At 68.8% G+C, this 21,076-nt stretch carries 23 protein-coding genes; 11 read left to right on the top strand and 12 right to left on the bottom strand.

Going from position 1 to position 21,076, the window contains the following annotated elements; genetic code table 11:
- Positions 1 to 31: 31 nt before the first annotated feature.
- A complete protein-coding gene (locus tag AC07O4_RS08400; protein WP_159279203.1) occupies positions 32 to 1,255 on the bottom strand; it encodes a LysM peptidoglycan-binding domain-containing protein in 1,224 nt (407 codons plus the stop codon).
- Positions 1,256 to 1,415: 160 nt separating this feature from the next.
- Between AC07O4_RS08400 and def the strand changes: the two genes are divergently transcribed.
- The 5 genes from def to AC07O4_RS08375 are packed head-to-tail and all read left to right on the top strand — an operon-like array spanning position 1,416 to position 4,462.
- Positions 1,416 to 1,937, top strand: coding sequence for a peptide deformylase (gene def, locus AC07O4_RS08395; protein WP_070063231.1), 522 nt, complete (start codon positions 1,416 to 1,418; stop codon positions 1,935 to 1,937).
- Positions 1,934 to 2,431, top strand: a complete 498-nt coding sequence (locus tag AC07O4_RS08390) for a hypothetical protein (RefSeq protein ID WP_095950492.1) — start codon at positions 1,934 to 1,936, stop codon at positions 2,429 to 2,431. The genes def and AC07O4_RS08390 overlap by 4 nt, the downstream gene beginning before the upstream one ends.
- On the top strand, positions 2,428 to 3,384 hold the full coding sequence (gene fmt / locus AC07O4_RS08385; RefSeq protein WP_495304281.1) for a methionyl-tRNA formyltransferase: 957 nt from the start codon (positions 2,428 to 2,430) through the stop codon (positions 3,382 to 3,384). The genes AC07O4_RS08390 and fmt overlap by 4 nt, the downstream gene beginning before the upstream one ends.
- Positions 3,384 to 4,124: an AzlC family ABC transporter permease gene (locus AC07O4_RS08380; RefSeq protein WP_495304279.1), complete on the top strand. Its 741-nt coding sequence runs from the start codon at positions 3,384 to 3,386 to the stop codon at positions 4,122 to 4,124. Before fmt ends, AC07O4_RS08380 begins: the two co-directional genes overlap by 1 nt.
- Positions 4,121 to 4,462, top strand: a complete 342-nt coding sequence (locus AC07O4_RS08375) for an AzlD domain-containing protein (protein WP_095747259.1) — start codon at positions 4,121 to 4,123, stop codon at positions 4,460 to 4,462. Before AC07O4_RS08380 ends, AC07O4_RS08375 begins: the two co-directional genes overlap by 4 nt.
- A 13-nt stretch (positions 4,463 to 4,475) precedes the next feature.
- On the opposite strand, the gene AC07O4_RS08370 is transcribed toward AC07O4_RS08375, so the two are convergent.
- Genes AC07O4_RS08370 through AC07O4_RS08345 form a run of 6 tightly spaced genes read right to left on the bottom strand, consistent with a single transcriptional unit; the run spans position 4,476 to position 10,002 of the window.
- On the bottom strand, positions 4,476 to 5,450 hold the full coding sequence (locus AC07O4_RS08370) for a Bug family tripartite tricarboxylate transporter substrate binding protein (RefSeq protein WP_495304277.1): 975 nt from the start codon (positions 5,448 to 5,450) through the stop codon (positions 4,476 to 4,478).
- A gap of 40 nt (positions 5,451 to 5,490) precedes the next feature.
- Entirely contained in the window at positions 5,491 to 6,456 is a 966-nt protein-coding gene (locus AC07O4_RS08365) for an MBL fold metallo-hydrolase (RefSeq protein WP_495304276.1), read from the bottom strand.
- Entirely contained in the window at positions 6,453 to 6,671 is a 219-nt protein-coding gene (locus tag AC07O4_RS08360; RefSeq protein ID WP_139700740.1) for a DUF2783 domain-containing protein, read from the bottom strand. The genes AC07O4_RS08365 and AC07O4_RS08360 overlap by 4 nt, the downstream gene beginning before the upstream one ends.
- Positions 6,668 to 8,326 (bottom strand): FAD-dependent oxidoreductase, encoded by a 1,659-nt coding sequence (locus tag AC07O4_RS08355; RefSeq protein WP_495304274.1) that lies wholly within the window; start codon positions 8,324 to 8,326, stop codon positions 6,668 to 6,670. Before AC07O4_RS08355 ends, AC07O4_RS08360 begins: the two co-directional genes overlap by 4 nt.
- Before the next feature lie 7 nt (positions 8,327 to 8,333).
- Positions 8,334 to 9,455 carry an alpha/beta hydrolase family protein gene (locus AC07O4_RS08350; RefSeq protein ID WP_495304272.1) on the bottom strand — a complete coding sequence of 374 codons (1,122 nt, stop codon included), beginning with the start codon at positions 9,453 to 9,455 and terminating at the stop codon, positions 8,334 to 8,336.
- Entirely contained in the window at positions 9,448 to 10,002 is a 555-nt protein-coding gene (locus AC07O4_RS08345; RefSeq protein WP_495265385.1) for a VOC family protein, read from the bottom strand. Before AC07O4_RS08345 ends, AC07O4_RS08350 begins: the two co-directional genes overlap by 8 nt.
- A 90-nt stretch (positions 10,003 to 10,092) precedes the next feature.
- Here AC07O4_RS08345 and AC07O4_RS08340 point away from each other — a divergent pair, with 90 nt between their 5' ends.
- The 3 genes from AC07O4_RS08340 to pyk all read left to right on the top strand — a co-directional run bounded on the left by AC07O4_RS08340 (position 10,093) and on the right by pyk (position 13,841).
- On the top strand, positions 10,093 to 11,001 hold the full coding sequence (locus tag AC07O4_RS08340) for a LysR family transcriptional regulator (protein ID WP_062478283.1): 909 nt from the start codon (positions 10,093 to 10,095) through the stop codon (positions 10,999 to 11,001).
- 92 nt (positions 11,002 to 11,093) lie between these two features.
- A complete protein-coding gene (locus AC07O4_RS08335) occupies positions 11,094 to 12,287 on the top strand; it encodes a phosphoglycerate kinase (protein WP_492687013.1) in 1,194 nt (397 codons plus the stop codon).
- Positions 12,288 to 12,392: 105 nt separating this feature from the next.
- Positions 12,393 to 13,841 (top strand): pyruvate kinase, encoded by a 1,449-nt coding sequence (gene pyk / locus AC07O4_RS08330; RefSeq protein WP_062478290.1) that lies wholly within the window; start codon positions 12,393 to 12,395, stop codon positions 13,839 to 13,841.
- A gap of 60 nt (positions 13,842 to 13,901) precedes the next feature.
- Here pyk and AC07O4_RS08325 read toward each other — a convergent pair whose 3' ends face one another.
- Complete coding sequence (locus AC07O4_RS08325; protein WP_062478293.1) at positions 13,902 to 14,918, bottom strand: 1-aminocyclopropane-1-carboxylate deaminase; 1,017 nt, start codon at positions 14,916 to 14,918, stop codon at positions 13,902 to 13,904.
- 145 nt (positions 14,919 to 15,063) lie between these two features.
- Here AC07O4_RS08325 and AC07O4_RS08320 point away from each other — a divergent pair, with 145 nt between their 5' ends.
- The 3 genes from AC07O4_RS08320 to AC07O4_RS08310 all read left to right on the top strand — a co-directional run bounded on the left by AC07O4_RS08320 (position 15,064) and on the right by AC07O4_RS08310 (position 17,777).
- Positions 15,064 to 15,549, top strand: coding sequence for an Lrp/AsnC family transcriptional regulator (locus tag AC07O4_RS08320; RefSeq protein WP_307695200.1), 486 nt, complete (start codon positions 15,064 to 15,066; stop codon positions 15,547 to 15,549).
- A gap of 154 nt (positions 15,550 to 15,703) precedes the next feature.
- The gene (fba, locus tag AC07O4_RS08315; protein WP_062478296.1) at positions 15,704 to 16,768 is read left to right on the top strand and encodes a class II fructose-bisphosphate aldolase; all 1,065 of its coding nucleotides are present in this window, start codon (positions 15,704 to 15,706) and stop codon (positions 16,766 to 16,768) included.
- 100 nt (positions 16,769 to 16,868) lie between these two features.
- Entirely contained in the window at positions 16,869 to 17,777 is a 909-nt protein-coding gene (locus tag AC07O4_RS08310; protein ID WP_062478299.1) for a phosphoribosylaminoimidazolesuccinocarboxamide synthase, read from the top strand.
- A 15-nt stretch (positions 17,778 to 17,792) separates the two neighbouring features.
- On the opposite strand, the gene AC07O4_RS08305 is transcribed toward AC07O4_RS08310, so the two are convergent.
- From AC07O4_RS08305 to AC07O4_RS08290, 4 genes are all read right to left on the bottom strand, one after another.
- Entirely contained in the window at positions 17,793 to 18,239 is a 447-nt protein-coding gene (locus tag AC07O4_RS08305; RefSeq protein ID WP_095950501.1) for an META domain-containing protein, read from the bottom strand.
- A 102-nt stretch (positions 18,240 to 18,341) separates the two neighbouring features.
- Positions 18,342 to 19,631 (bottom strand): type II toxin-antitoxin system HipA family toxin, encoded by a 1,290-nt coding sequence (locus tag AC07O4_RS08300; RefSeq protein WP_495304466.1) that lies wholly within the window; start codon positions 19,629 to 19,631, stop codon positions 18,342 to 18,344.
- 49 nt (positions 19,632 to 19,680) lie between these two features.
- Positions 19,681 to 19,989, bottom strand: a complete 309-nt coding sequence (locus tag AC07O4_RS08295; RefSeq protein WP_495272719.1) for a helix-turn-helix domain-containing protein — start codon at positions 19,987 to 19,989, stop codon at positions 19,681 to 19,683.
- A 132-nt stretch (positions 19,990 to 20,121) separates the two neighbouring features.
- Entirely contained in the window at positions 20,122 to 21,042 is a 921-nt protein-coding gene (locus AC07O4_RS08290; RefSeq protein WP_495265387.1) for a tetratricopeptide repeat protein, read from the bottom strand.
- Between the last annotated feature and the right edge of the window lie 34 nt (positions 21,043 to 21,076).

Here is a 21,076-nt window from a genome sequence, read left to right as displayed (position 1 = left end):
GAGTGTGCGAGAAAGAAGCCTCAGGCGCGTGTCAGGGATTGACGAGGAAGTCGCCGGCGCGGGGAGTGTCGTTGATTTCGAGCACGAGTGCGTACGAGACCTTCTCGAAGGTGCGGAACACCATCAGCAGGCCGATGCGTTCGTTCGGCAGCTTGATGGTTTCCTTGCGCGCCCCGGTGCGGTCGAGGATGGTCTCGCCGTTCTTCAAAATGGCCAGCACATGGCCGTTGTCGACGCCGTCGCGCGTGCCCTTGTTGATGGCCACGACCTGGTTCTGCGCCGCGTACTGCACGGCGTTGCCGTAGACCGACACGATGCGGCCATCCACCTGGGTGGAGGGCGCGCGCGGTGCGTAGCTCAGCAGCTGGCGCGGCGGCTCGGGCAGCAGGCGGTCGCCGGCGCGCATTTCCTCGCGCGACGCAATGATGTCGATGCTGGCCGGCACGACCGTGATGACGTCCTTGTCGCCGGTCGTCTCGATGGTGGTCGATTCGCCGCGTTGCAGCTGCGCCTTGCCCAGGTACTGCGCCTCGTAGCCGAGGATTTCGCCGGTGCCGGGGTCTTTCAGCGGCGTGGCGCTGCGGAAGATGCGGTAGTGCTGCACCGGGCCCGGCTTTTCGACCAGCGGCGACTCGGCGTTGCCGCGTGCATAGGCACGGTCGCCGCGCGACAGCAGCACGCGGCTGTCGTTGCCGGCCACGATGCGCGGCGCGGCGTCGAGCGTGTTGGCATCGACCACGATGGGTTCGCTGAGGAAGGGCTCGATCAGGCTCGGGTTGAGCGTGGGCAGGGCCATGCCGGCGAGCGAGTCGAAGCGCGTGCGCGGCGACAGCTTGATGGTGCCGCCGTCGACGCCGCCCACGCTGCGGCGGGTGGTCAGGCGGGCGCGGCCGCCGCTCTTGTCCAGGTACAGCACCTGGCCCGGGTAGATGCGGTGCGGGTCCTGGATCTCGTTGATGTTCATGCCCCAGAGCTCCGGCCAGCGCCAGGGGCGCAGCAGGTACAGGCGCGAGATGGCCCAGAGCGTGTCACCGGGCTTGACCGTGTATTCGTCGGGCGCCTTCGGCGACAGCTCGCTCAGCGGCACGCCCGCCTGGGCGGTCTGCTGGGCGGTGGCGCGCTGCTGGGGCGTGACCGGGTAGGTCGTCTGCGCCCAGGCCGCCGTGGCGCCGCAACTGCCGGCCACCGCCAGGGCGGCCGTCCAGAAGGCAAAGAAGGTCGGGCGCTGGTGTTCGGTGGAGCTGGGCTGTGTCATGTCTGGATGGGTGAGCGCACGAAGTATCGTGGCGCATACGAATCTCACAATTTGCTACGAATTCTGCGCCCGAAGCCCTTGCAAGGGCAACGTTTTCGCGCCAATGCGCCGCGACGCGTCGCGGAATTGGCGAAAATAGCCACAACTTCCCCCCGATTTCATGGCCAAACGAATCATTCTGAGTTACCCCGACAAGCGCCTGCACACGGTGGCCAAGCCGGTGCAGGGCGTGGACGCGCGCATCAAGACCCTGGTCGCCGACATGCTGGAAACCATGTACGACGCGAGCGGCATCGGCCTGGCCGCGACCCAGATCGACGTGCACGAGCGCGTGGTCGTGATCGACGTCTCCGAAGAGCGCAACGAGCCGATCGTGCTCATCAACCCCGAAATCACCTGGGCCAGCGACGAAAAGGTGCTGAATGAAGAGGGCTGCCTCTCGGTGCCCGGCATCTACGACGGCGTGATGCGTTCCACCTCGGTGAAGGTCCAGGCGCTCGACGCCGACGGCAACACCCACACCATCGAGGCCGACGGCCTGCTGGCCGTGTGCATCCAGCACGAGCTCGATCACCTCATGGGCAAGGTGTTCGTCGAATACCTGTCGCCCCTGAAGCGCAACCGCATCAAGAGCAAGCTCCTCAAGCAGCAGCGCGAGGACATGAAAGAAGCACGGGCATGAGCCACCGGGCTGCGTGGTCCTCGCTGGCCGCCGCCGGACTGTTGTTCCTGGCAGGTTGCGTCAGCGAACCCACGCGCATCCAGCCCGGCACCTCCGCCGCCGAAACCCTGCAGCGCCTGGGCGCGCCCACCGGCCGCTACCCGCTCAACGGCGGCGGCGAGCGCCTGCAGTATTCGCGCATGCCGGCCGGCTTCGAGGTGGTCGACATCGACCTCGACGCGTCCGGCAAGGTCGTCTCGGTGACCCAGGTGCTCACCGAGGCGCGCTTCGACCACGACATCCAGGTCGACCGCTGGCGCCAGAACGAGGTGCTGGCCTTCTACGGCAAGCCCTACGAAATCAGCCGCGTCAGCTCCTTCGACGGCACCGTCTGGACCTGGCGCTACAAGGCCATCAACGAGCGTCGCATGCTCTATATCTACATCGACCCCACCGGCGTGGTGCGCCGGTACCACACGGGGGATGACCTCGAATTCGAACGGATCCGGGATTGAGCGCGTTGAAAGTCGTTTTTGCGGGCACGCCCGAGTTCGCGCGCGTCGCCCTGGAGGCCATCGCCGCCGCCGGCCATGACATCGTCGGCGTGATGAGCCAGCCCGACCGGCCCGCCGGCCGCGGCATGAAGTTGCAGGCTTCACCCGTCAAGCAGTGCGCCGTGGCCCACAACTGGCCCGTCGCCCAGCCGCGCAGCCTGCGGCTGGACGGCAAGTACCCCGACGAGGCCACCGCCGCGCGCGACACGCTGCTCGCGTGGCAGCCCGACGTGATGGTGGTCGCGGCCTACGGGCTGATCCTGCCGCAGTGGGTGCTCGACCTGCCGGCGCACGGCTGCCTCAACATCCACGCCAGCCTGCTGCCGCGCTGGCGCGGCGCGGCGCCGATCCACCGCGCCATCGAGGCCGGCGACGCGCAGACCGGCATCACCATCATGCAGATGGACGCGGGCCTGGACACCGGCGACATGCTGCTGCGCGAGGCGCTCGACATCGCGCCCGGCGAGAACACCGCCCGCCTGCACGACCGCCTGGCCGCGCTCGGCGGGCGCATGGTGGTCGAAGCGCTGGCGCAGATCGGGCAACTCACCCGCACGCCGCAGCCCACCGAAGGCATCACCTACGCCCACAAGGTCGAGAAGCACGAAGCGCTGATCGACTGGACGCAGCCGGCCGCGGCCATCGTGCGCCGCGTGCTGGCCTTCGATCCGTTCCCCGGTGCCAACAGTCCGCTCGGCGGCGAGACCGTCAAGCTCTGGGCCGCGCACGTGGCGACCGGCCCTGCAGGCGCCGCGCCCGGCACCATCATCTCGGCTGATGCAACGGGCGTCGCCGTGGCGGCGTCGGACGCCACCGTGGTGCTCACCGAACTGCAACGCCCGGGCGGCAAGCGCCTGCCCGCGGCCGACTTCCTGCGCGGCTTCGACCTGAAGGCCGGACAGGTCTTCGGCTGATGTTCCTCTCGCCCACGCTGCGCCGCCAGCCCGAGTTCCGCGCCGGCATGCGCGACATGGCCTCGGCCGCGCTCGGCATCGGCGCCTGGGGCCTGATGACCGGCGTGGCCATGGTCAAGTCGGACATGAGCGTGCTCGAGGCCGTGGCGATGACCCTGTTCGTCTATGCCGGCAGCTCGCAGCTGGCCGCCATCCCACTGTTGGCCGCGGGCGCGCCGGCCTGGGTGATTTTGGCGACGGGCTTTTGCGTCAACCTGCGCTTCGTGGTGTTCAGCCTGCACCTGCGGCCCTACCTCATGCACATGCCGCGCTGGCGCCGCCTGCTGCACGGCTACCTGACGGCCGACCTGAGCTACGCGCTCTTCACGAAGCAGTACACGGCGCCACCGGCGACGCCCGCCGAGCGGCTGGCGCAAGAGGCCTACCTCACCGGCAACTACTTCGTGACCTGGTGCGCGTGGATGGGCATGAGCCTGCTCGGCATCGCGCTGGCCAACCTCATTCCGCAGACCTGGGGCCTGGGCTTTGCCGGCGTGCTGAGCCTGGTGGCCATCGTCTGCTCGATGGCGACGACGCGGCTGCGCGTGCTGGCCGCGCTCATCGCGGGCGCCACGGCGGTCGCGGCTTACGCGCTGCCGCTCAAGCTCAACATCGTGGTCGCGATCGGCGTGGCGGTGCTGCTGTGCTTCTGGCTCGAAAAGCAGTTCGGGCTCGACCCCGACGCGGAGGACGACAAGTGAGCGGCGGCGGCACCGACTGGTGGTCCCTGGCCGTGATCGCCGGCCTCGCTGGCGTCACCGTGCTCACGCGCTGCTTCTTCTTCATCCTCGACCGGCCCTGGGGCCTGCCCGAGTGGGCGCACCGCGCGCTGCACTACGCGCCGGCCGCCGCGCTGGCCGGCGTGATCGCGCCCGAGATCGTGATGACGCAGGGCCACCTGATCACCACCTTGCACGACGCCCGTCTCTATGCGGCGGTCGTCGGCGGCGCCTACTACTTCTGGCGGCGCGGCGTGCTGGGCACGATGCTGGCCGGCATGGCGGTGTACCTGCCCCTGCACCTGGGACTGGGCTGGTAGCCGGGCCGTCAGATCAGTCGAGCTTCACGCCGGCTGCCTGGATGATCTTGCCCCAGCGATCGCTCTCCGAGCGGGCGAGCTTGTAGAAGTCCTGCGGCGTGCCGGGCAGCGCCTCGAAGCCGAACTCCGCAAACAGCTTCACCACCTTCGGTGCCTTCATCGCCTTGTGCAGCTCGGTGTTGATGCGCGCCACGGCCTCGGGCGGCATGCCGGCCGGGCCGATCAGGCCGTGGAAGGCGTAGGCGTTGACGTCGCTGAAGCCGGCTTCGACGAAGGTCGGCACCTCGGGCAACGCACCGGCGCGCTGCGGCAGCGCGATGGCCAGCACGCGCACCTTGCCCGACTTGATGATCGGCAGGCCCGAGGCCAGGTCGAGCATCATCGTCGGCACCTGGCCGCCCATCACGTCGGTCATGGCGGGCGCGGCGCCCTTGTACGGCACGTGCGTGATCGTGAGGCCGGCCTTCTGCTTGAACAGCTCCATCGCCATGTGGTGCGGCGAGCCGTTGCCGGGCGAGGCGTAGCTCACCTTGTCGGGGTTGGCCTTCACGTAGCGCACGAACTCGGCCACGTTCTTCGCGGGAAAGTCGGGGTGCACGACCAGCGCCACCGGGAAGCGCCCGATGGTGCCGATGTAGGTGAAGTCGGTCGCCGGCTTGTAGGGCAGCTTGGCGAACATGTGCTCGTTGAACAGCAGCGCCGCGTTCTCGGCCTGCATGATCGTGTAGCCGTCGGGCTTGGCCTGCATCATCACCGACACGCCGATGTTGGTTGACGCGCCGGGGCGGTTGTCGATGATCAGCGGCTGGCCCAGCGACGGCTGCATGGCCTCGGCCAGCGAGCGTGCGAGGTTGTCGGTGCCGCCGCCGGCCACGTAGGGCACGATCCATTTCACGGGCTGGCTGGGGTAGGCCGCCGGTTGCGCCGACGCGAAGGGTGCGGCGGCGAGCGCGAGGGTCGCGGCCAGCAGGGGAAGGAAGCGCTTCATCGTTTGTTGTCTCCGTTGCTTTGTTGAAAAAGGGGGCGGCTCAGCTGCCGCGCAGGACCTGCCAGAGCTCGCGGTCGCGCTCGGCGGTCCACACGACCGGGTGCTCGATGCCGCGCAGTTCGTCGTAGGCGCGCGAGACGTCGAAGGGCAGCACGTGCTGGAACACCGGCCAGCCGCCGAAGCGCGGCGTCATGGCCGCCTCGGCGCGCGCGAAGCAGCCCTTGAGCGTTTCACCCGCGGCGATGCCCGCGCGCACGCTGTCGAGCAGCGTGGAGAGAAAGTCCTTCGTGAGCCCGATCGCCTCGGCGCAGGCGGTTTCGCCCTGCAGCACCGCGCCACGCCCGGGCACCAGCACGCGCGGCTTGAGCGCGCGCACCGCGTCGAGCGTGCCGGCCCAGTCGCCGATGTAGGCGTCGCCCGCGTACACGCCGCAGTGGTTCTCGACCACGTCGCCTGCAAACAGCACGCCGCTGTCGGGCAGCCAGGCCACGGTGTCGCCGCTCGAATGGCCGCGCCCCAGCGCCATGAGCCGCAGTTCGCGACCACCGCCCAACGGCAGCGTCATCTCGCGTTCGAAGACCGTGGTCGGGAAGGTCAGGCCCGGAATCTCTTCCACGCCCGCGAACAGGCGCGGGAAGCGGCCGAGCTCCGATTCGAAATCGGCCTGGCCACGCGTGCGGATCCAGTCGAGCGTGCCGTTGCTGGCGACGATCTCCTGCACCTCGTCGAAAGCGCTGGCGCCCATCACGCGCACCGCGTGGTAGTGCGTGAGCACGATGGTGCGGATCGGCTTGTCGGTCACGCTGCGGATCGCTGCGAGAAAGTCGCGCGCCATGCGCGGCGTGGGGCGCGTGTCGATCAGCACCACCTGCTCGTCGCCGACGACGAAGCCGCAGTTGGGATCGAAGTCGCTGATGTAGCCGTAGGCGCCCGGCGCGAGTTCCTGCAGCCGGGGCTTCTGCTCGCGGGTGTCGGAAGCGGAAGCGAAAGAGACGGTGGCGGTCATGGAGGTGTTGTCGTGGTCGTGGGGATGTCGTCGTCGGCCTCGGCTGCCGCACGGATGCAGGCGAGCAGCACGGCCTGGTCGGCGCACTGATTGGCCAGCAGCAGCACGAGGCGCGCGTTGAGGTCGGCGCTCTGCGCCTCGGTGCGGCCTTCGTGCGCGGCCAGCAGGGCGGCGTAGAAGCCGTCGGGGTCGGGGATGCGGGGCTCGGTGATCATGGAGACGAAGCGGGGAGTGCGAGTGCCGTGCGGACGGCGGCGGCGATCGTGTCGGGGGTGGCTTGCGCAAGGAGCGCAGCGCGGTAGGCATCGGGGCGCACGAGCACGAAGCCGCTCGCTGCACTGGGGTCGATGCCGAGGTGGCGCGCCAGCGTTTCGTCGGCCTGCAAGGTCGGCAGGCCACTGTCGCCGCCCACGGCCAGCAGGCGCAGCGGCAGTGCGGCCGTGGCATCGCTCGCGGCCTGGGCCTGCGCGCGCGTCGGCGCGAACCACAGGCCCAGGCACTGCGTGCCCTCGGCCAGCAGCTGCATCAGCGTGGTCTCGCGCCCGTCGGCCCAGCGCAGCGGCAGGTTCTGCACCGTGCGCCCGCCCTCGGGCAGCAGCGGCGCGGCAGGGTAGTCGTTGGCGACCGACATGCGGCCCGTGTTGACCAGCGCACGCGCGAAGGTGTGGCGCTTGGCCAGCGCCACCACAGCGCGGCGCAGCGTGTGCTCGGCCGGCGAGCGCGGCGCGAGGAAGCGCGCGGAACGGCTCGTGACCGTCAGGTTCTCCTGCGCGGCCGGGCGGCGCTCGGCGTCGTAGCTGTCGAGCAGCGCGTCGCCGGCCTGCCCCTGCGCGACCAACGCGAGCTTCCAGCCGAGGTTGGCCGCGTCCTGGATGCCGGTGTTGCCGCCGCGCGCGCCGAAGGGGCTCACCACGTGCGCGGCGTCGCCGATGAAGCACACGCGGCCGTGGCGGAAGCGCTCGAGCAGGTGGTCGCGGTAGCCGTACGGGCCGATCCACACGAACTCGAACGCCACGTCGGGCCCGAGCTGTTCGCGCAGCCGCGCACCGGCCACCTCGGGGCGGCTGATCTCGGCCGGGTCGCAGTCCTCGGGCATCTGGTAGTCGATGCGCCACACGCCGTCGGCCATCAGGTGCTGCCACACGCCGCGGCCTTCATTGAACGGCGCATCGACCCAGGTCCAGCGCTCGGTGGGCAGCGGCTTTTCAAAGCGCACGTCGCTGATGCACCAGCGGTCGGTGCTGCGCGACGCGTGCGATGCCACGCCCAGCTGCGTGCGGATCGGGCTGTTCGCGCCCGTGGCGTCGATCAGGTGATCGGCCTCGATCGTGTAGCTGCCGGCGGGCGTCTCGACGTCGATGCGCACGCCGTCGGCCAGCGGCTCGACGCGCGTCACGCGGCTCTTCCAGCGCAGGTCGGTCACGCCGAGTTCGAGAATGCGCTCGACCAGGAACCACTCGATGTAGAACTGCTGCAGGTTGATGAAGGGCGGCTGCGTCGAGACGCTCGTGGCCTGCAGGTTGAAGTTGTAGACCTCCTGGTCGCCCGAGAAGGTGCGACCGAACGACCAGGTGACGCCCTTGGCCGCGATGCGTTCATAGATGCCCAGGCGCTCGAAGATCTCCAGGCTCTTTTGCGCATAGCAGATGCCGCGCGACGAGGCGCCGCGCACGCCCACGGTGTCGTCTTCGTCGAGCAGCACGGCGCGCACGCCGCGTTGCGCGAGGTCGCAGGCCAGCGTGAGGCCCGAGGGGCCGGCGCCGACGATCACGATCGGATGGCGCACGACGGTCGTGCCGTTCAGCTCGGGCGGTGGCGTGAAGGGCCAGACCGGCAGCTCGTAGGCCGGCGCGAATGCAAAGTTTTCCATGGCTCTTCTACAGCGCGTGCGCGAACTCGGCGATGGCATCGGCCGCCTGCGGGATCAGCTCGGGCTGGCCCGCCAGGTAGTGGTTGCCGCCGAGGATGTCGACGTTGCGGATGCGCGCGCCGCCCGCGGCCATCCAGGCGTCGCGCGTGCTCGGGAAGGTCGATTGGTCGCCGGTGTAGGTCAGCAGCAGTTGGGGCACCGTGGTGCGCGCGAGGTTGGTGGGCCCGTCGGCCTGCGAGCGCGACGACCACTGCGAGAGGAAGGCGGTGAGCGAGGTGGTGCGGCCCATCGCGTTGGCCGAATAGTTCACCTGCCGCGCATCGCCCCAGACGCTGCCGGGCAGGCGCGCGTTCGCATCGAGCGACAGGTCGACGCAGCGCGGATCGGCGTGCGTGCGGTAGACGACGAAGGTCTGGTCGCGCGGCGCGCCGGGTGTGTTGCGCAGCAGCGCGAGGCGGTCGAGGCACCACTGCTCGATGCGGTCCATCCGCGCCTTCTGCGCCGCGCTGAAGCGCGCGAGAAAGTCGGCCTCGTAGGGCACGCGGTGGCGCGGGTCGTACATGTCGAGCGCGGGGTCGACCGAGAGCGGGTCGTGCTCGTCGGTGACCGAGGGGTCGATCCAGTCGCGCATGAGCCGCGTGCGGCCCAGGTGCGCGGCGCACAGCGCGAGGCCGTCCACGGGCGGCAGGTCGCTGGGGTGCAGGTGCGTCGGGTCGCCGTCGGGCAGGTGCGTGGCCGTGAGCTGCTCGGCCTGCGCCTGGTAGAAGGCCGAGAGCGCCGCGCCGCCCGAGTTGCCGACCAGGAACACCTTCTCGTAGCCGGCCTCGCGCAGGTACTGCACGCCGGCGCCCAGGTCTTGAATCGCACGCTCCATCAGCAACACCGTGTCGTTGCCGACGAAGCGCGAATTCAGGCCCATGCAGCAGATGCCGCGCTCGGCCAGCGGGCCGATGAGGTAGTGGCCCATGAAGTTGCTGGTCGGGTGCATCACGATGGCCGCGATCTTTTTCGGCCCCGGCGGCGCGCGGAAGGCGCCGTAGATGCGCGGGCGCAGCAGCTGCAGGCCCGACTGGCTGTCCATGGCCGCGCCGGGCTTCACGTCGATGACGGCAAGTTGCAGCTCAGACATGCGACGCACCTTTCGCTGCGCGAAGCGCCGCCTTGCGCGCGGTCCACGCGTCGAGGTCGGCATGGGCATGGCGCGCGTGCGCGTCCATCTCGGTTTGCGGCACGGTCGGCGTGGTCAGTTCCACGCGGATGCCGTTGGGGTCGAAGAAGTAGATCGACTCGATGATGTGGTGGTCGGTCACGCCCAGCACCTCGATGCCCGCGCCTTCGAGCCGCGCCTTGGCGGCCAGCAGGTCGGCCACCGAGTCGACGCGCAGCGCGATGTGGTTCACCCACGCGGGCGTGTTGGGCGAGGGCAGCGCGGCGGTGTCGTCGCCCAGGTCGAAGAAGGCGATGTACGCGCCGTCGCGCATCTGGAAAAAGATGTGCACGTAGGGGCAGTACTCGCCCGTGCTCGGCACGTGGTCGTTCTTGATGACGTGGGCCAGCGGCAGGCCCAGCAGGTCTTCGTAGAAGTGGCGGGTTTCCTCGCTGTCGCGGCAGCGCCAGGCGAAATGGTGCAGCCCGCGAATGGGTGGGGGCGCCGTGGGGGTGGCGGTCGTCGGCATGTCGTGTCTCCGTTGAGGCCGCGATTGGGCAATGCCGCGTCTTATGATGCAATCGAAATTAATTCATCGATTGATGAAATAACCATATATATGAACCTCACCCTGCGCCAGCTGCGCGCCTTCGCCGCCGTGGCCGAAACCGGCAGCTTCACCACCGCCGCCGGGCAGCTGCACCTCACGCAGTCGGCGCTCAGCGTGCTGGTGCGCGAGCTCGAGCGCGAGATGGGCGTGCAGCTGCTCGACCGCAACACACGGCGCGTGCAGCTGTCGGAGGCGGGGCGCGAGTTCCTGCCGTCGGTGCACCGGCTGCTCGGCGACCTCACGAGCGCGGTCGCGGGCGTGACTGATTTGCGTGACAAGAAGAAAGGGCTGTTGCGGCTCGCAGCGCCGCAGCTCATGGCCTGCACGCTGATGCCGCGCGTGATCGCCGCCTACCGCGAGGCGTACCCCGACGTGGACGTGCGCCTGGCCGACACGCTGCCCGAGCACCTGCTGCTGGGCGTGGCTGCCGGCGACGTCGAGCTGGCCGTGGGCCAGGACGTGGCGGTAGACGCCGCCGCCATCGAGCGCCGCACGCTGTTTCGCGACCGCCACTGGCTGATCTGCCCGCCTGGCCACGCCTTCGCCAAGCGCCGCAAGGTGCGCTGGCACGAACTGGGGCCCTACACCTTCATCGCGCCCACGCGCGACTTCCGTCAGCGCGTGCTGCCCGAGTTGGGGGCGGAGGAGCGCGCCTTTTTGATGCGGCCGGGCACGCAGGAGGTGTCGTACATGACCACCGCGCTGGGCATGGTGGCCTCGGGGCTGGGGCTGACCGTGTGCCCGACCTACTCGGCGTCGCTGGTGCGCGCGCATGGGCTGCAGATGGTGCGGCTCGAGTCGCCCGACTTCCACCGCGAGGTCTGCGTGTACAGCGCGGCGCGGCGCTCGCTGTCGCCCGCGGCGGCGAGTTTCGTCGGCATCCTCGAACAGTTCGCGACCGCGCAGCCGAAGGCCTGAAAAAGCATCACTGCCCCGCAAGAGACGCGCAGGGGCGCCAGAGGGCGAAAACTACAATGCGGGCAGTCCCGTCTTTCACCATCCTCAGACCCATGAACGTCATTCGATTCACCGACCTCTGTGCGCAAGGCAAGGCCGCCGGCCAGCGCGTCTTCATCCGTGCCGACCTCAACGTGCCGCAGGACGATGCCGGCCGCATCACCGAAGACACGCGCATCCGCGCCTCGGTGCCCTGCATCCAGCTGGCGCTCGACGCCGGCGCGGCCGTGATGGTCACCTCGCACCTGGGCCGCCCGACCGAAGGCGAGTTCAAGCCCGAAGACTCGCTGGCGCCCGTCGCCCAGCGCCTGGGCGAGCTGCTGGGCCGTGAAGTGCCGCTGGTGGCCAATTGGGTCGACGGCGTCGACGTCAAGCCCGGCCAGGTCGTGCTGCTGGAGAACTGCCGCGTCAACAAGGGCGAGAAGAAGAACGACGAAGCGCTGGCCCGCAAGCTGGCCGCGCTCACCGACATCTACGTGAACGACGCCTTCGGCACCGCCCACCGCGCCGAAGCCACCACCTACGGCATCGCCCAGTTCGCCAAGGTGGCCGCGGCCGGCCCGCTGCTGGCGGCCGAGATCGACGCCATCACCAAGGCGCTGGCCCAGCCCAAGCGCCCGCTGGTCGCCATCGTGGCGGGCTCGAAGGTCAGCACCAAGCTCACCATCCTCAAGAGCCTGTCGGCCAACGTCGACCAGCTGATCGTCGGCGGCGGCATCGCCAACACCTTCATGCTGGCCGCGGGCCTGAAGATCGGCAAGTCGCTGGCCGAGCCCGACCTGCTCGACCAGGCCAAGGCCGTCATCGACGCCATGCGCGCGCGCGGCGCCGACGTGCCGATCCCGGTCGATGTGGTCACGGCCAAGACCTTCGCGGCCGACGCGCCCGCCACCGTCAAGGCCGCCACCGATGTGGCCGAGGACGACCTGATCCTGGACATCGGCCCGAAGACCTCGGCCATCCTGGCCGCGCAGCTGCGCGAAGCCGGCACCATCGTCTGGAACGGCCCCGTGGGCGTGTTCGAGTTCGACGCCTTCGCGGGCGGCACGAAGGCCATCGCGCAAGCCATTGCCGAAAGCAGCGCCTTCTCGATCGCCGGCGGCGGCGACACCCTGGCGGCCATCGCCAAGTACGGCATCGAAAAGCAGGTCGGTTACATCTCGACCGGCGGCGGTGCCTTCCTCGAGGTGCTGGAGGGCAAGACCCTGCCGGCCTTCGAGATCCTGGCCAAGCGCGCAGCCGGCTGATTCCGGCGGCGGTCCGGCCACGGGAGGGAAATCCCCCGTGGCGACTGACTTCCGTTCGACACACAAAGTGTATACAGTAGCGAATACAAAACGGAGACCCCCTTCATGAGCTCGGACCGCATCCCCCGCCACGCCACCAAGATCGTCGCCACCCTCGGCCCCGCCTCCAGCACGCCGGAATTGCTGGAACAGATGATCCTGGCCAAGGTCAGCGTGGTGCGGCTGAACTTCAGCCACGGCACGGCGCAGGACCACATCGACCGCGCCACCATGGTGCGCGAGGCGGCCCGCAAGGCCGGCCGCGAAGTGGCCATCATGGCCGACCTGCAGGGCCCGAAGATTCGCGTCGGCAAGTTCGCGCAGGGCAAGATCTGGCTGGAGCCGGGCGCCAAGTTCGTGCTCGACGCCTCGCGCACCGAGCTGGGCGACGTCGACGCCGTCGGCCTCGACTACAAGGACCTGCCGCGCGACGTGAAACCCGGCGACAAGCTGCTGCTGAACGACGGCCTGATCGTGCTCACGGTCGATGGCGTCAAGGGCGAAGCGGTGCACACCACCGTCAAGCTGGGCGGCGAGCTGTCGAACAACAAGGGCATCAACAAGCAGGGCGGCGGCCTCACGGCGCCCGCGCTGACGGCCAAGGACATGGAAGACATCAAGACCGCGATGAGCTTCCAGGCCGACTACGTGGCCGTGAGCTTCCCCAAGAACGCCACCGACATGGAAATGGCGCGCCAGCTGTGCAACGTGGCGGCCGCCGAGTACGGCCACAAGCCCGGCATGATCGCCAAGATCGAGCGCGCCGAGGCCATTCCGAAGCTGGAAGAAATCCTGCGCGCCAGCGACGGCATCATGGTCGCCCGCGGCGACCTGGCCGTGGAAGTGGGCAACGCCGCCGTGCCGGCGCTGCAGAAAAAGATGATCCGCATGGCGCGCGACATGGACAAGGTGGTCATCACCGCGACCCAGATGATGGAGTCGATGATCACCAACCCCGTGCCCACCCGCGCGGAGGTCAGCGACGTGGCCAACGCCGTGCTCGACGGCACCGACGCCGTGATGCTCTCGGCCGAAACCGCCTCGGGCCGCTACCCGCTCGAGACCGTCCAGGAAATGAGCCGCATCTGCGAAGCCGCCGAGGCCGCCGAAGACAAGACGCTCGACGCCGACTTCAGCGGCAAGACCTACAGCCGCATTGACCAGTCGATCGCCATGGGCGCGCTGTTCACGGCGCACCACCTGGGCGCCAAGGCCATCGTGGCGCTGACCGAGTCGGGCTCCACCATCCTGTGGATGAGCCGCCACCGCGCGCACATCCCCATGTACGCCCTGACCTCGCGCCTGGCCACGCAGCGCAAGCTGGCGCTGTACCGCAACGTGCGCCCGCTGCTCATGGATTCGGAAAGCGACCGCGACACCGCGCTGCGCCAGGCCGAGAGCCACCTGAAGAAGCGCGGCATCGTGCAAAGCGGCGACGTGTACGCCATCACCTGCGGCGAGCCGATGGGCGCGCCCGGCGGCACCAACATGCTGAAGATCTGCAGAGCGAGCTGAGATCGTTCGCAGCAAAGCAAAGGCCGGCACATGCCGGCCTTTTTCATGGCGCCGTCTGGTTCAGCCGTTGCGGAACAGGAAGCTGTAGGCGTTGAGCGCGGGCACCCCGCCCAGGTGCGCATACAGCACCTTCGAGCCCGCCGGGAATTCGCCCAGGCGCACCTTCTCGATCATCCCGTGCATCGACTTGCCCTCGTACACCGGGTCGGTCAGCATGCCCTCGAAGCGCGCGCTCAACCGGATCGCCTCCAGCGTGCCTTCGTTCGGCAGCCCGTACTCGGGCCCGCCGAAGCGGCGGTCGAGCACCACGTCTTTCTCGGTGATGTCGCGGCCCAGCTCGACCAGCTCGGCCGTGTTTTTGGCGATGCGCAGGATCTGCTCGTAGGTCTGCTGCGGCTTGGCCGACGCGTCGATGCCGATCACGCGGTCGGCCCGGCCGTCGGCCGCGAAGCCCACCACCATGCCGGCCTGCGTGCTGCCCGTGACCGAGCAGACCACGATGTAATCGAACTTGAACCCGAGTTCGGCCTCCTGCTGGCGCACTTCCTCGGCAAAGCCCACGAAGCCCAGGCCGCCGCGCGGGTGCTCCGAGCAGCCCGCCGGGATCGGGAAGGGCTTGCCGCCGGCCGCGCGCACGTCGGCCATCGCCTGTTCCCAGCTCTGGCGGATGCCGATGTCGAAGCCAGCCGCGTCCAGCCGCACGTCGGCGCCGAGGATGCGCGACATCTCGATGTTGCCGACCCGGTCGTACACCGCGTCGGAGTAGTTGACCCAGTTCTCCTGCACCAGCACGCACTTCAGGCCCAGGTGCGCGGCCACGGCGGCCACCTGGCGTGTCTGGTTCGACTGGATGCCGCCGATCGACACCAGCGTGTCGTAGCCGCCTTCGAGCGCCTCGGGGATCAGGTACTCCAGCTTGCGCGTCTTGTTGCCGCCGAAGGCCAGGCCGCTGTTGCAGTCCTCGCGCTTGGCGTAGAGATCGACCTTGCCGCCCAGGTGGGCGCTCAGGCGCTTCAGCGGCTGGATCGGCGTGGGGCCGAAGGTCAGGGCGTGGCGGGGGAATTTCTTCAGGTTCATCGACGCAGCTCCAAAAGCGGTGAGGGGTTGAAGCTGTCGATCGTAGGAAGAAGGCTTTGCAATGTGCTTGCGAAGTTGGCTGGCTTCGTCGTTCAAAAGAAGGCAGGATGGCCATACAGAAGGCTTTTCATCCGGAAAGGAAGCCATGAGCACAACAAAGTTGCGCGTCCCGACGGAGCTCGACCGCACCGACCGCGCGATCCTGCGCGCCCTGCAGCGCGACGCCTCGGTGTCGAACGTGGCGCTGGCCGCCAAGGTGAACCTCAGCGCGCCGGCCTGCCTGCGGCGGGTCGAGCGGCTACGGGCCGCGGGCTTCATCAAGGGCGTGGTCGCCCTGCTGGACCCCGACGCGCTCGAGGTCGGCATGCTCGTGATGATCGGCGTGGTGCTCGACCGCTCCACGCCCGACTCCTTCGCTGATTTCGAGAAGGCGGCGCAGAAGGTGTCGGGCTGCCTCGAATGCCACGTCGTCACGGGCGAATTCGACTACTTCATGCTCGTGCGCACCCGCGACAACGACAGCTTCAACCGCCTGCATGCCGAGCAGCTGCTGTACCTGCCGGGCGTGCGGCAGATCCGGACTTTCGTGGTGCTCAAGCAGGTGCTGTCGACCACGCAGTTGCCGATCTGAAAAAGTTGAAAAAGAGCTGCGCGCCAGTACCCGTGGCGCCCGGGGTGGCGTCGGCCCTGTCCCACAAGGGGGCTCGGTAGAATCGGGGTAGTTTTCTCCCGACTTTCCGCCTTCTCTTTTTCCCGTCTTTTTCTATTCCCACGAGGTATTTCCCATGGCACTCGTCTCGATGCGCGAACTGCTGGACCACGCCGCCGCCAACGGCTACGGCATTCCGGCCTTCAACGTCAACAACCTCGAACAGGTCCAGGCCGTCATGGAGGCCGCCAAGGAAACCGGCGCGCCCGTCATTCTGCAGGCCAGCGCCGGCGCCCGCAAATACGCGGGTGAAGCCTTCATCAAGCACCTGATCCAGGCCGCCATCGAGCAGTACCCGAACATCCCGCTGGTGATGCACCAGGACCACGGCCAGAGCCCGGCCATCTGCCAGGGCGCGATCGACCTGGGCTTCTCGTCCGTGATGATGGACGGCTCGCTGCACGAAGACGGCAAGACGCCCGCCTCGTTCGACTACAACGTCGACGTGACACGCAAGGTGGTCGAACTGGCCCACAAGGTCGGCGTCACGGTCGAAGGCGAGCTGGGCTGCCTGGGCTCGCTCGAAACCGGCATGGCCGGTGAAGAAGACGGCATCGGCGCCGAAGGCGTGCTCGACCACGCGTCGCTGCTCACCGACCCCGAAGAAGCCGCCCAGTTCGTGAAGGCCACGCAGCTCGACGCACTGGCCATCGCCATCGGCACCAGCCACGGCGCCTACAAGTTCACGCGCAAGCCCACGGGCGACATCCTGTCGATCCAGCGCGTGAAGGAAATCCACGCCCGCCTGCCCAACACCCACCTGGTGATGCACGGCTCGTCGTCGGTGCCGCAGGACCTGCTGGAAATCATCCGCAAATACGGCGGCAACATGAAGGAAACCTACGGCGTGCCCGTCGAGGAAATCCAGGAAGCCATCAAGTACGGCGTGCGCAAGATCAACATCGACACCGACATCCGCCTGGCGATGACCGGCGCGGTGCGCAAGTTCCTGGCCGAGAACCCCGAGAAGTTCGACGCCCGCGAGTGGCTCAAGCCCGCGCGCGAAGCCGCCAAGCAGATCTGCAAGCAGCGCTACATCGAGTTCGGCTGCGAAGGCCAGGGCGCCAAGATCAAGGGCGACACGCTGCAGGTCGTCGCTGCCAAGTACGCCAAGGGCGACTTGGCGCAGCAAGTCATCTAACGAAGACAGACTGCGCGCCGCAGGCCACCGCTCGCGGTGGCTTTTTTCTGCGCGCACAATCCGCTTTTCCCGTCACCGTTTCCCAGCCGAGCATCCGTCCATGACCACCGTTCACACCTCTTCCATCCAGAGCCTGCCCCTGCTTGCGCGCGGCAAGGTGCGCGACAACTACGCCGTCGGCGAAGACCGCATCCTGATGGTCGCGAGCGACCGGCTCAGCGCCTTCGACGTGATCATGGGCGAGCCGATCCCCGGCAAGGGCGAGATCCTCACCAAGATGGCGCTGTGGTGGTTCGACCGCCTGGGCGCGCTGTGCCCCAACCACCTGACGGGCGAAGCGCCCGAGAGCGTGGTGCAGCCCGACGAGGTGGCGCAGGTCACGGGCCGCTCGATGCTGGTCAAGCGCCTGCGTCCGATCCCGGTCGAGGCCGTGGTGCGCGGCTACCTGGCCGGCAGCGGCTGGAAGGAGTACCAGGACAACCGCGCGGTCTGCGGCGTGCCGCTGCCCGAGGGCCTGACCAACGCGAGCAAGCTGCCGCGCCCGATCTTCACGCCCGCCGCCAAGGCCGCGGCCGGCGAGCACGACGAGAACATCAGCTACGAGCGCGTGGTCGAGGTCGTCGGCCCCAAGCTGGCCCAGCAGATCCGCGAGGTCAGCATCGCCATCTACGAGGCGGCGGCCCAGATCGCGCTCGCCAAGGGGATGATCATTGCCGACACCAAGTTCGAGTTCGGCCTGGACGAGAACGACACGCTGGTGCTGATGGACGAGGTGCTCACGCCCGACAGCTCGCGCTACTGGCCGGTCGAGGGCTACGAGGCCGCGCTGGCCGCCGGCACCAACCCGCCGAGCTACGACAAGCAGTTCGTGCGCGACTGGCTCGAAGCCACCAAGATCAACGGCAAGCCCTGGGACAAGACGCCCCCGGCGCCGCGCCTGCCGGCCGAAGTCATCGAGAAGACGGCCGCCAAGTACCGCGAGGCGCTGGACCGCCTCACCCACGGCTGATCCGGCTTTTCGTTTTTAGCGTGTCGTGCCGTTGCTGAGCAGCGCCACGGTGCGGCCGCTCGCATCGAGCAGCGCGAGCCGCCCCGGCGCCAGCCGGTAGCTGGCCGTGTTCTGCAGCGCCGACAGGAACTGCGCCTCGTTGGCGCCGCGCACCGGGTCGGCGCAGGCCATGCGCGTCGCGGCCATCTGGCCGAGCTTGAGCGACACGCCCGCGCGCGTGAACGATCCCGTGACGCGGTTGCAGCCGCCCGACCCGCTCACCCGTCCGCTGTTGCGATCGAACTGCAGCTGCGCATCGCCGCCCGGCGCGATGGGCTCGTCGCCCAGCTGCACCAGGCGCCACACCGGCCCTTCGATCGGCTCGTCGAGGCTGATGCCGCTGCCGCAACCGGTCAGGGCGGTCAGCAGCAGCGCGGCCGAGGCAATGGCGGGGAGCGCGGTACGGCGGGCGAAGGAACGCATGGCCAATTTTCCTTTTCAATCTGCAACAAGTTAAAACCGGCGCCATCGTATGCGACGCCGTGGCCGGTGCGAAGACAGGCCCGATGGCGCATCCGGGCTTCTTCAGGCCGCGAGGCTGGCGAGGGCCACGCCGCCCGCGAGGCGCGCCTCGACGCAGCGGCGCACGCTGGCCGGCGTGCCGTCCTGCGCCAGCAGCGCGGGCCACTCGGCCTGGGCCTGGCGCACGGTGTCGCGCGCGATGGCCATCAAGCGCGCCGGCCGAAGCAGCCCGGCCGCGCGCAGCAGCGCCTCCAGCGCCGCCCCGTCGAAGGCGCGCAGCGTGGCGTCGATGGCGCGGTTGACGCCGTAGTCGCGCGCCGGCACGTCCTCGAAGAAGGCGGCCACGCAGACCGGGTCGTACAGCGGCGCGAGCACCGGTGCCACGCCGTCGGGGTAGCGCAGCGCCCAGTTCTTCAGGTGCGCGTCGCTGTTGCCCAGCAGGATGAAGGCGACCAGGCGGCGCACGCACTCGCGCACGTCGGCCACTGGGTTCGGCGACAGGCGGTCGAGCACGCGCAGCATGGCGGGCCAGTCGGTGGCCAGGCCGCGGCCGTACTTCTGGCGCGGCTCGTACTGCAGCACCTGCGCGAACTCTTCCATGTGGATGCGCCCGCCCTCGGGCGTGCGGTCGAAGCGGCGCACCGCCAGGATCTGCGCGAAGGGCACCTGCTCGGGCAGGTCGGCGTCGGCACGGTCGATCACGTGGGCCTGCGCGCAGTCGAGGCCGAGCGCGCCGCACAGGCGGTAGCCGGTGTATTCGTTGGCGACCAGGTCGGGGTGGCGCGTGCTCGGCAGCTTGAGGATGAACGAGCCCGCCGCGCCGTGGCGCTTGACCACGTAGCGCCGCCCGTCCTGCACCGCCGAGAACTTGGTGACCACGCCGGGGATGGCGGCGGCGTCTTCCACCGGCATCTCGACGAAGCCGGGTTCGAGCACGTCGAGCCCCAGCGCCGTGTGCCAGTGGCGCACGGTGTCGGGAATGCCCTCGGACGTGGGCACGGGCTCGACCTCGAGCGCGCCCATGAGGTCGTGGCCGGCGGCGGCCAGCAGCTCGAACTCGTCGTCGGCTGTGCAACCGCGCTGCTGCGCCAGGCGCTCGCGGTTGTGGCCCTCGGGCAGCAGGTTCTGGAAGTAGCTGGGCCAGCGGCCGTCGCTGCGCGAGACGCGAGCGTCGCGCGCCGAGGCCAGGATCGCCCGCGTGGCCGCCTCGTCAGCGCCGCGGTAGGCCAGCGAGAGCGTGGGCCGGCCCGCATCGGCGATGTACGCCTCGTCGAAGGACACGCGCAGGATGTCGCCGTACTGCGAGAGGTACCCGATGGCGCGCCGCCTGCCACCGGGCAGGTGCAGCTGCATCCGCAGGTAGCGGATGCCCGTGTTGAAGGCGGCGCGCGTGCTCACCGCCTCACCGGTCCTCGTCGGCCAGGCTCTGCGCGATGGACGGCGGCGCGCCCACGCCCGCCGGCTGGCCGAGCAGGCGCCCGCCCGAGCGCACGAAGTCTTCGAGCTGCGGGCGCAGGCTGGCGGGCACGGGCATCAGCTCGAGCCCCAGCACGCGCGCCATTTCGAGCAGCGTCGACAGGCGCGGATCGATCTGCCCGCTTTCGATGCGCTGCACCGTCATGCGCGACAGCCCGGCGCGCGTGGCCAGCGCCTCCTGGCTCAGGCCGCCGGCCTTGCGGGCTTTTTCGAGTTCCTCGGTCAGTTGGAGCATTGCAATGCGCTTTTATCGGAAATTGAGTAGCAATGTTATCTATATGGGGCGGTGGCGGCAATAAAAAAGCGACCTACAGGTCGCTTTCTTGTTCGATTGCGCACTGAAAGGCGCAATGCGTCGTTCAGCCGTTCAGCTCAACACCACGCTGCTGAGGCGGCGGCGGTAAGTGGCCACCACCGGATCGTCCGGCGGAATCTGCCCGTCGGCGACCTTCACCTTCGGCGGCTCGATCACATCGAGGATCGCGATGTAGGTCTTGCGCGCGAGGTCTTCGCTCCAGGTCTTGTCGCGCATGAGGATGTCGAGCAGCTCGTCCATCGCGTCGGTCCAGCGCTGGGCGGCCATCAGCAGGCGGGCGCGGTTGAAGCGGGCGTCGAAGTCGCGCTTGTTGGCCGCGATCTTGTCGTCGAAGTCGCCCAGCGTCGGCGCCGAGCCGGTGACGGGTGCGGCGAAATCGATGGCGTCCATCCAGCGCTGCAGCGAATCGAAGCGGCGCACCAGCGTGGTCTTGGCGATCACCGGCGCAAAGGCGACCTTGGCGTCGTCGGTGCGGCCTTCCTGCAGCAGCAGCTTGATGTAGTCGAAGCGCGCATCGTCGTTGGCCGGGTCGGTGGCCACGGCGTGCTGCAGCTTCTCGAGCGCGCCCAGGGTGTCGCCCTCGGCCAGCGCTTCCTGCGCGGCGGCGCCTTCCGAAGCCGCCTCGGCTTCATCAGCGCCCGGTACGTGCTTGTCGAGGAATTCGCGGATCTTCTCGGCCGGAATGGCGCCCACGAAGCCGTCCACCGGCTGGCCGTCCTTGAACATCACGCAGAACGGGATGCTGCGCACGCCGAACATCTCGGACAGCTGCGACGAAATCTGCGGCACCTTGTCGGCGTCCAGCTTGGCCAGCGTGAAGCGGCCGGCGTACTCGGTTTCGAGCTTTTCGAGCACCGGGCCGAGCTGTTTGCAAGGGCCGCACCATTCGGCCCAGATGTCCAGCAGCACCGGCGTGGCGACCGAGCCTTCGATCAGCTCGGCCTGGAAATTTTCGAGAGTGATGTCGATCATCGGGAACAGCTGGGGGTGAAACGTAAAATTGAAA

The sequence above is a fragment of the Variovorax sp. GW821-FHT09D04 genome (assembly GCF_059416405.1).
This window is presented reverse-complemented; position numbering and strand designations above follow the sequence as displayed.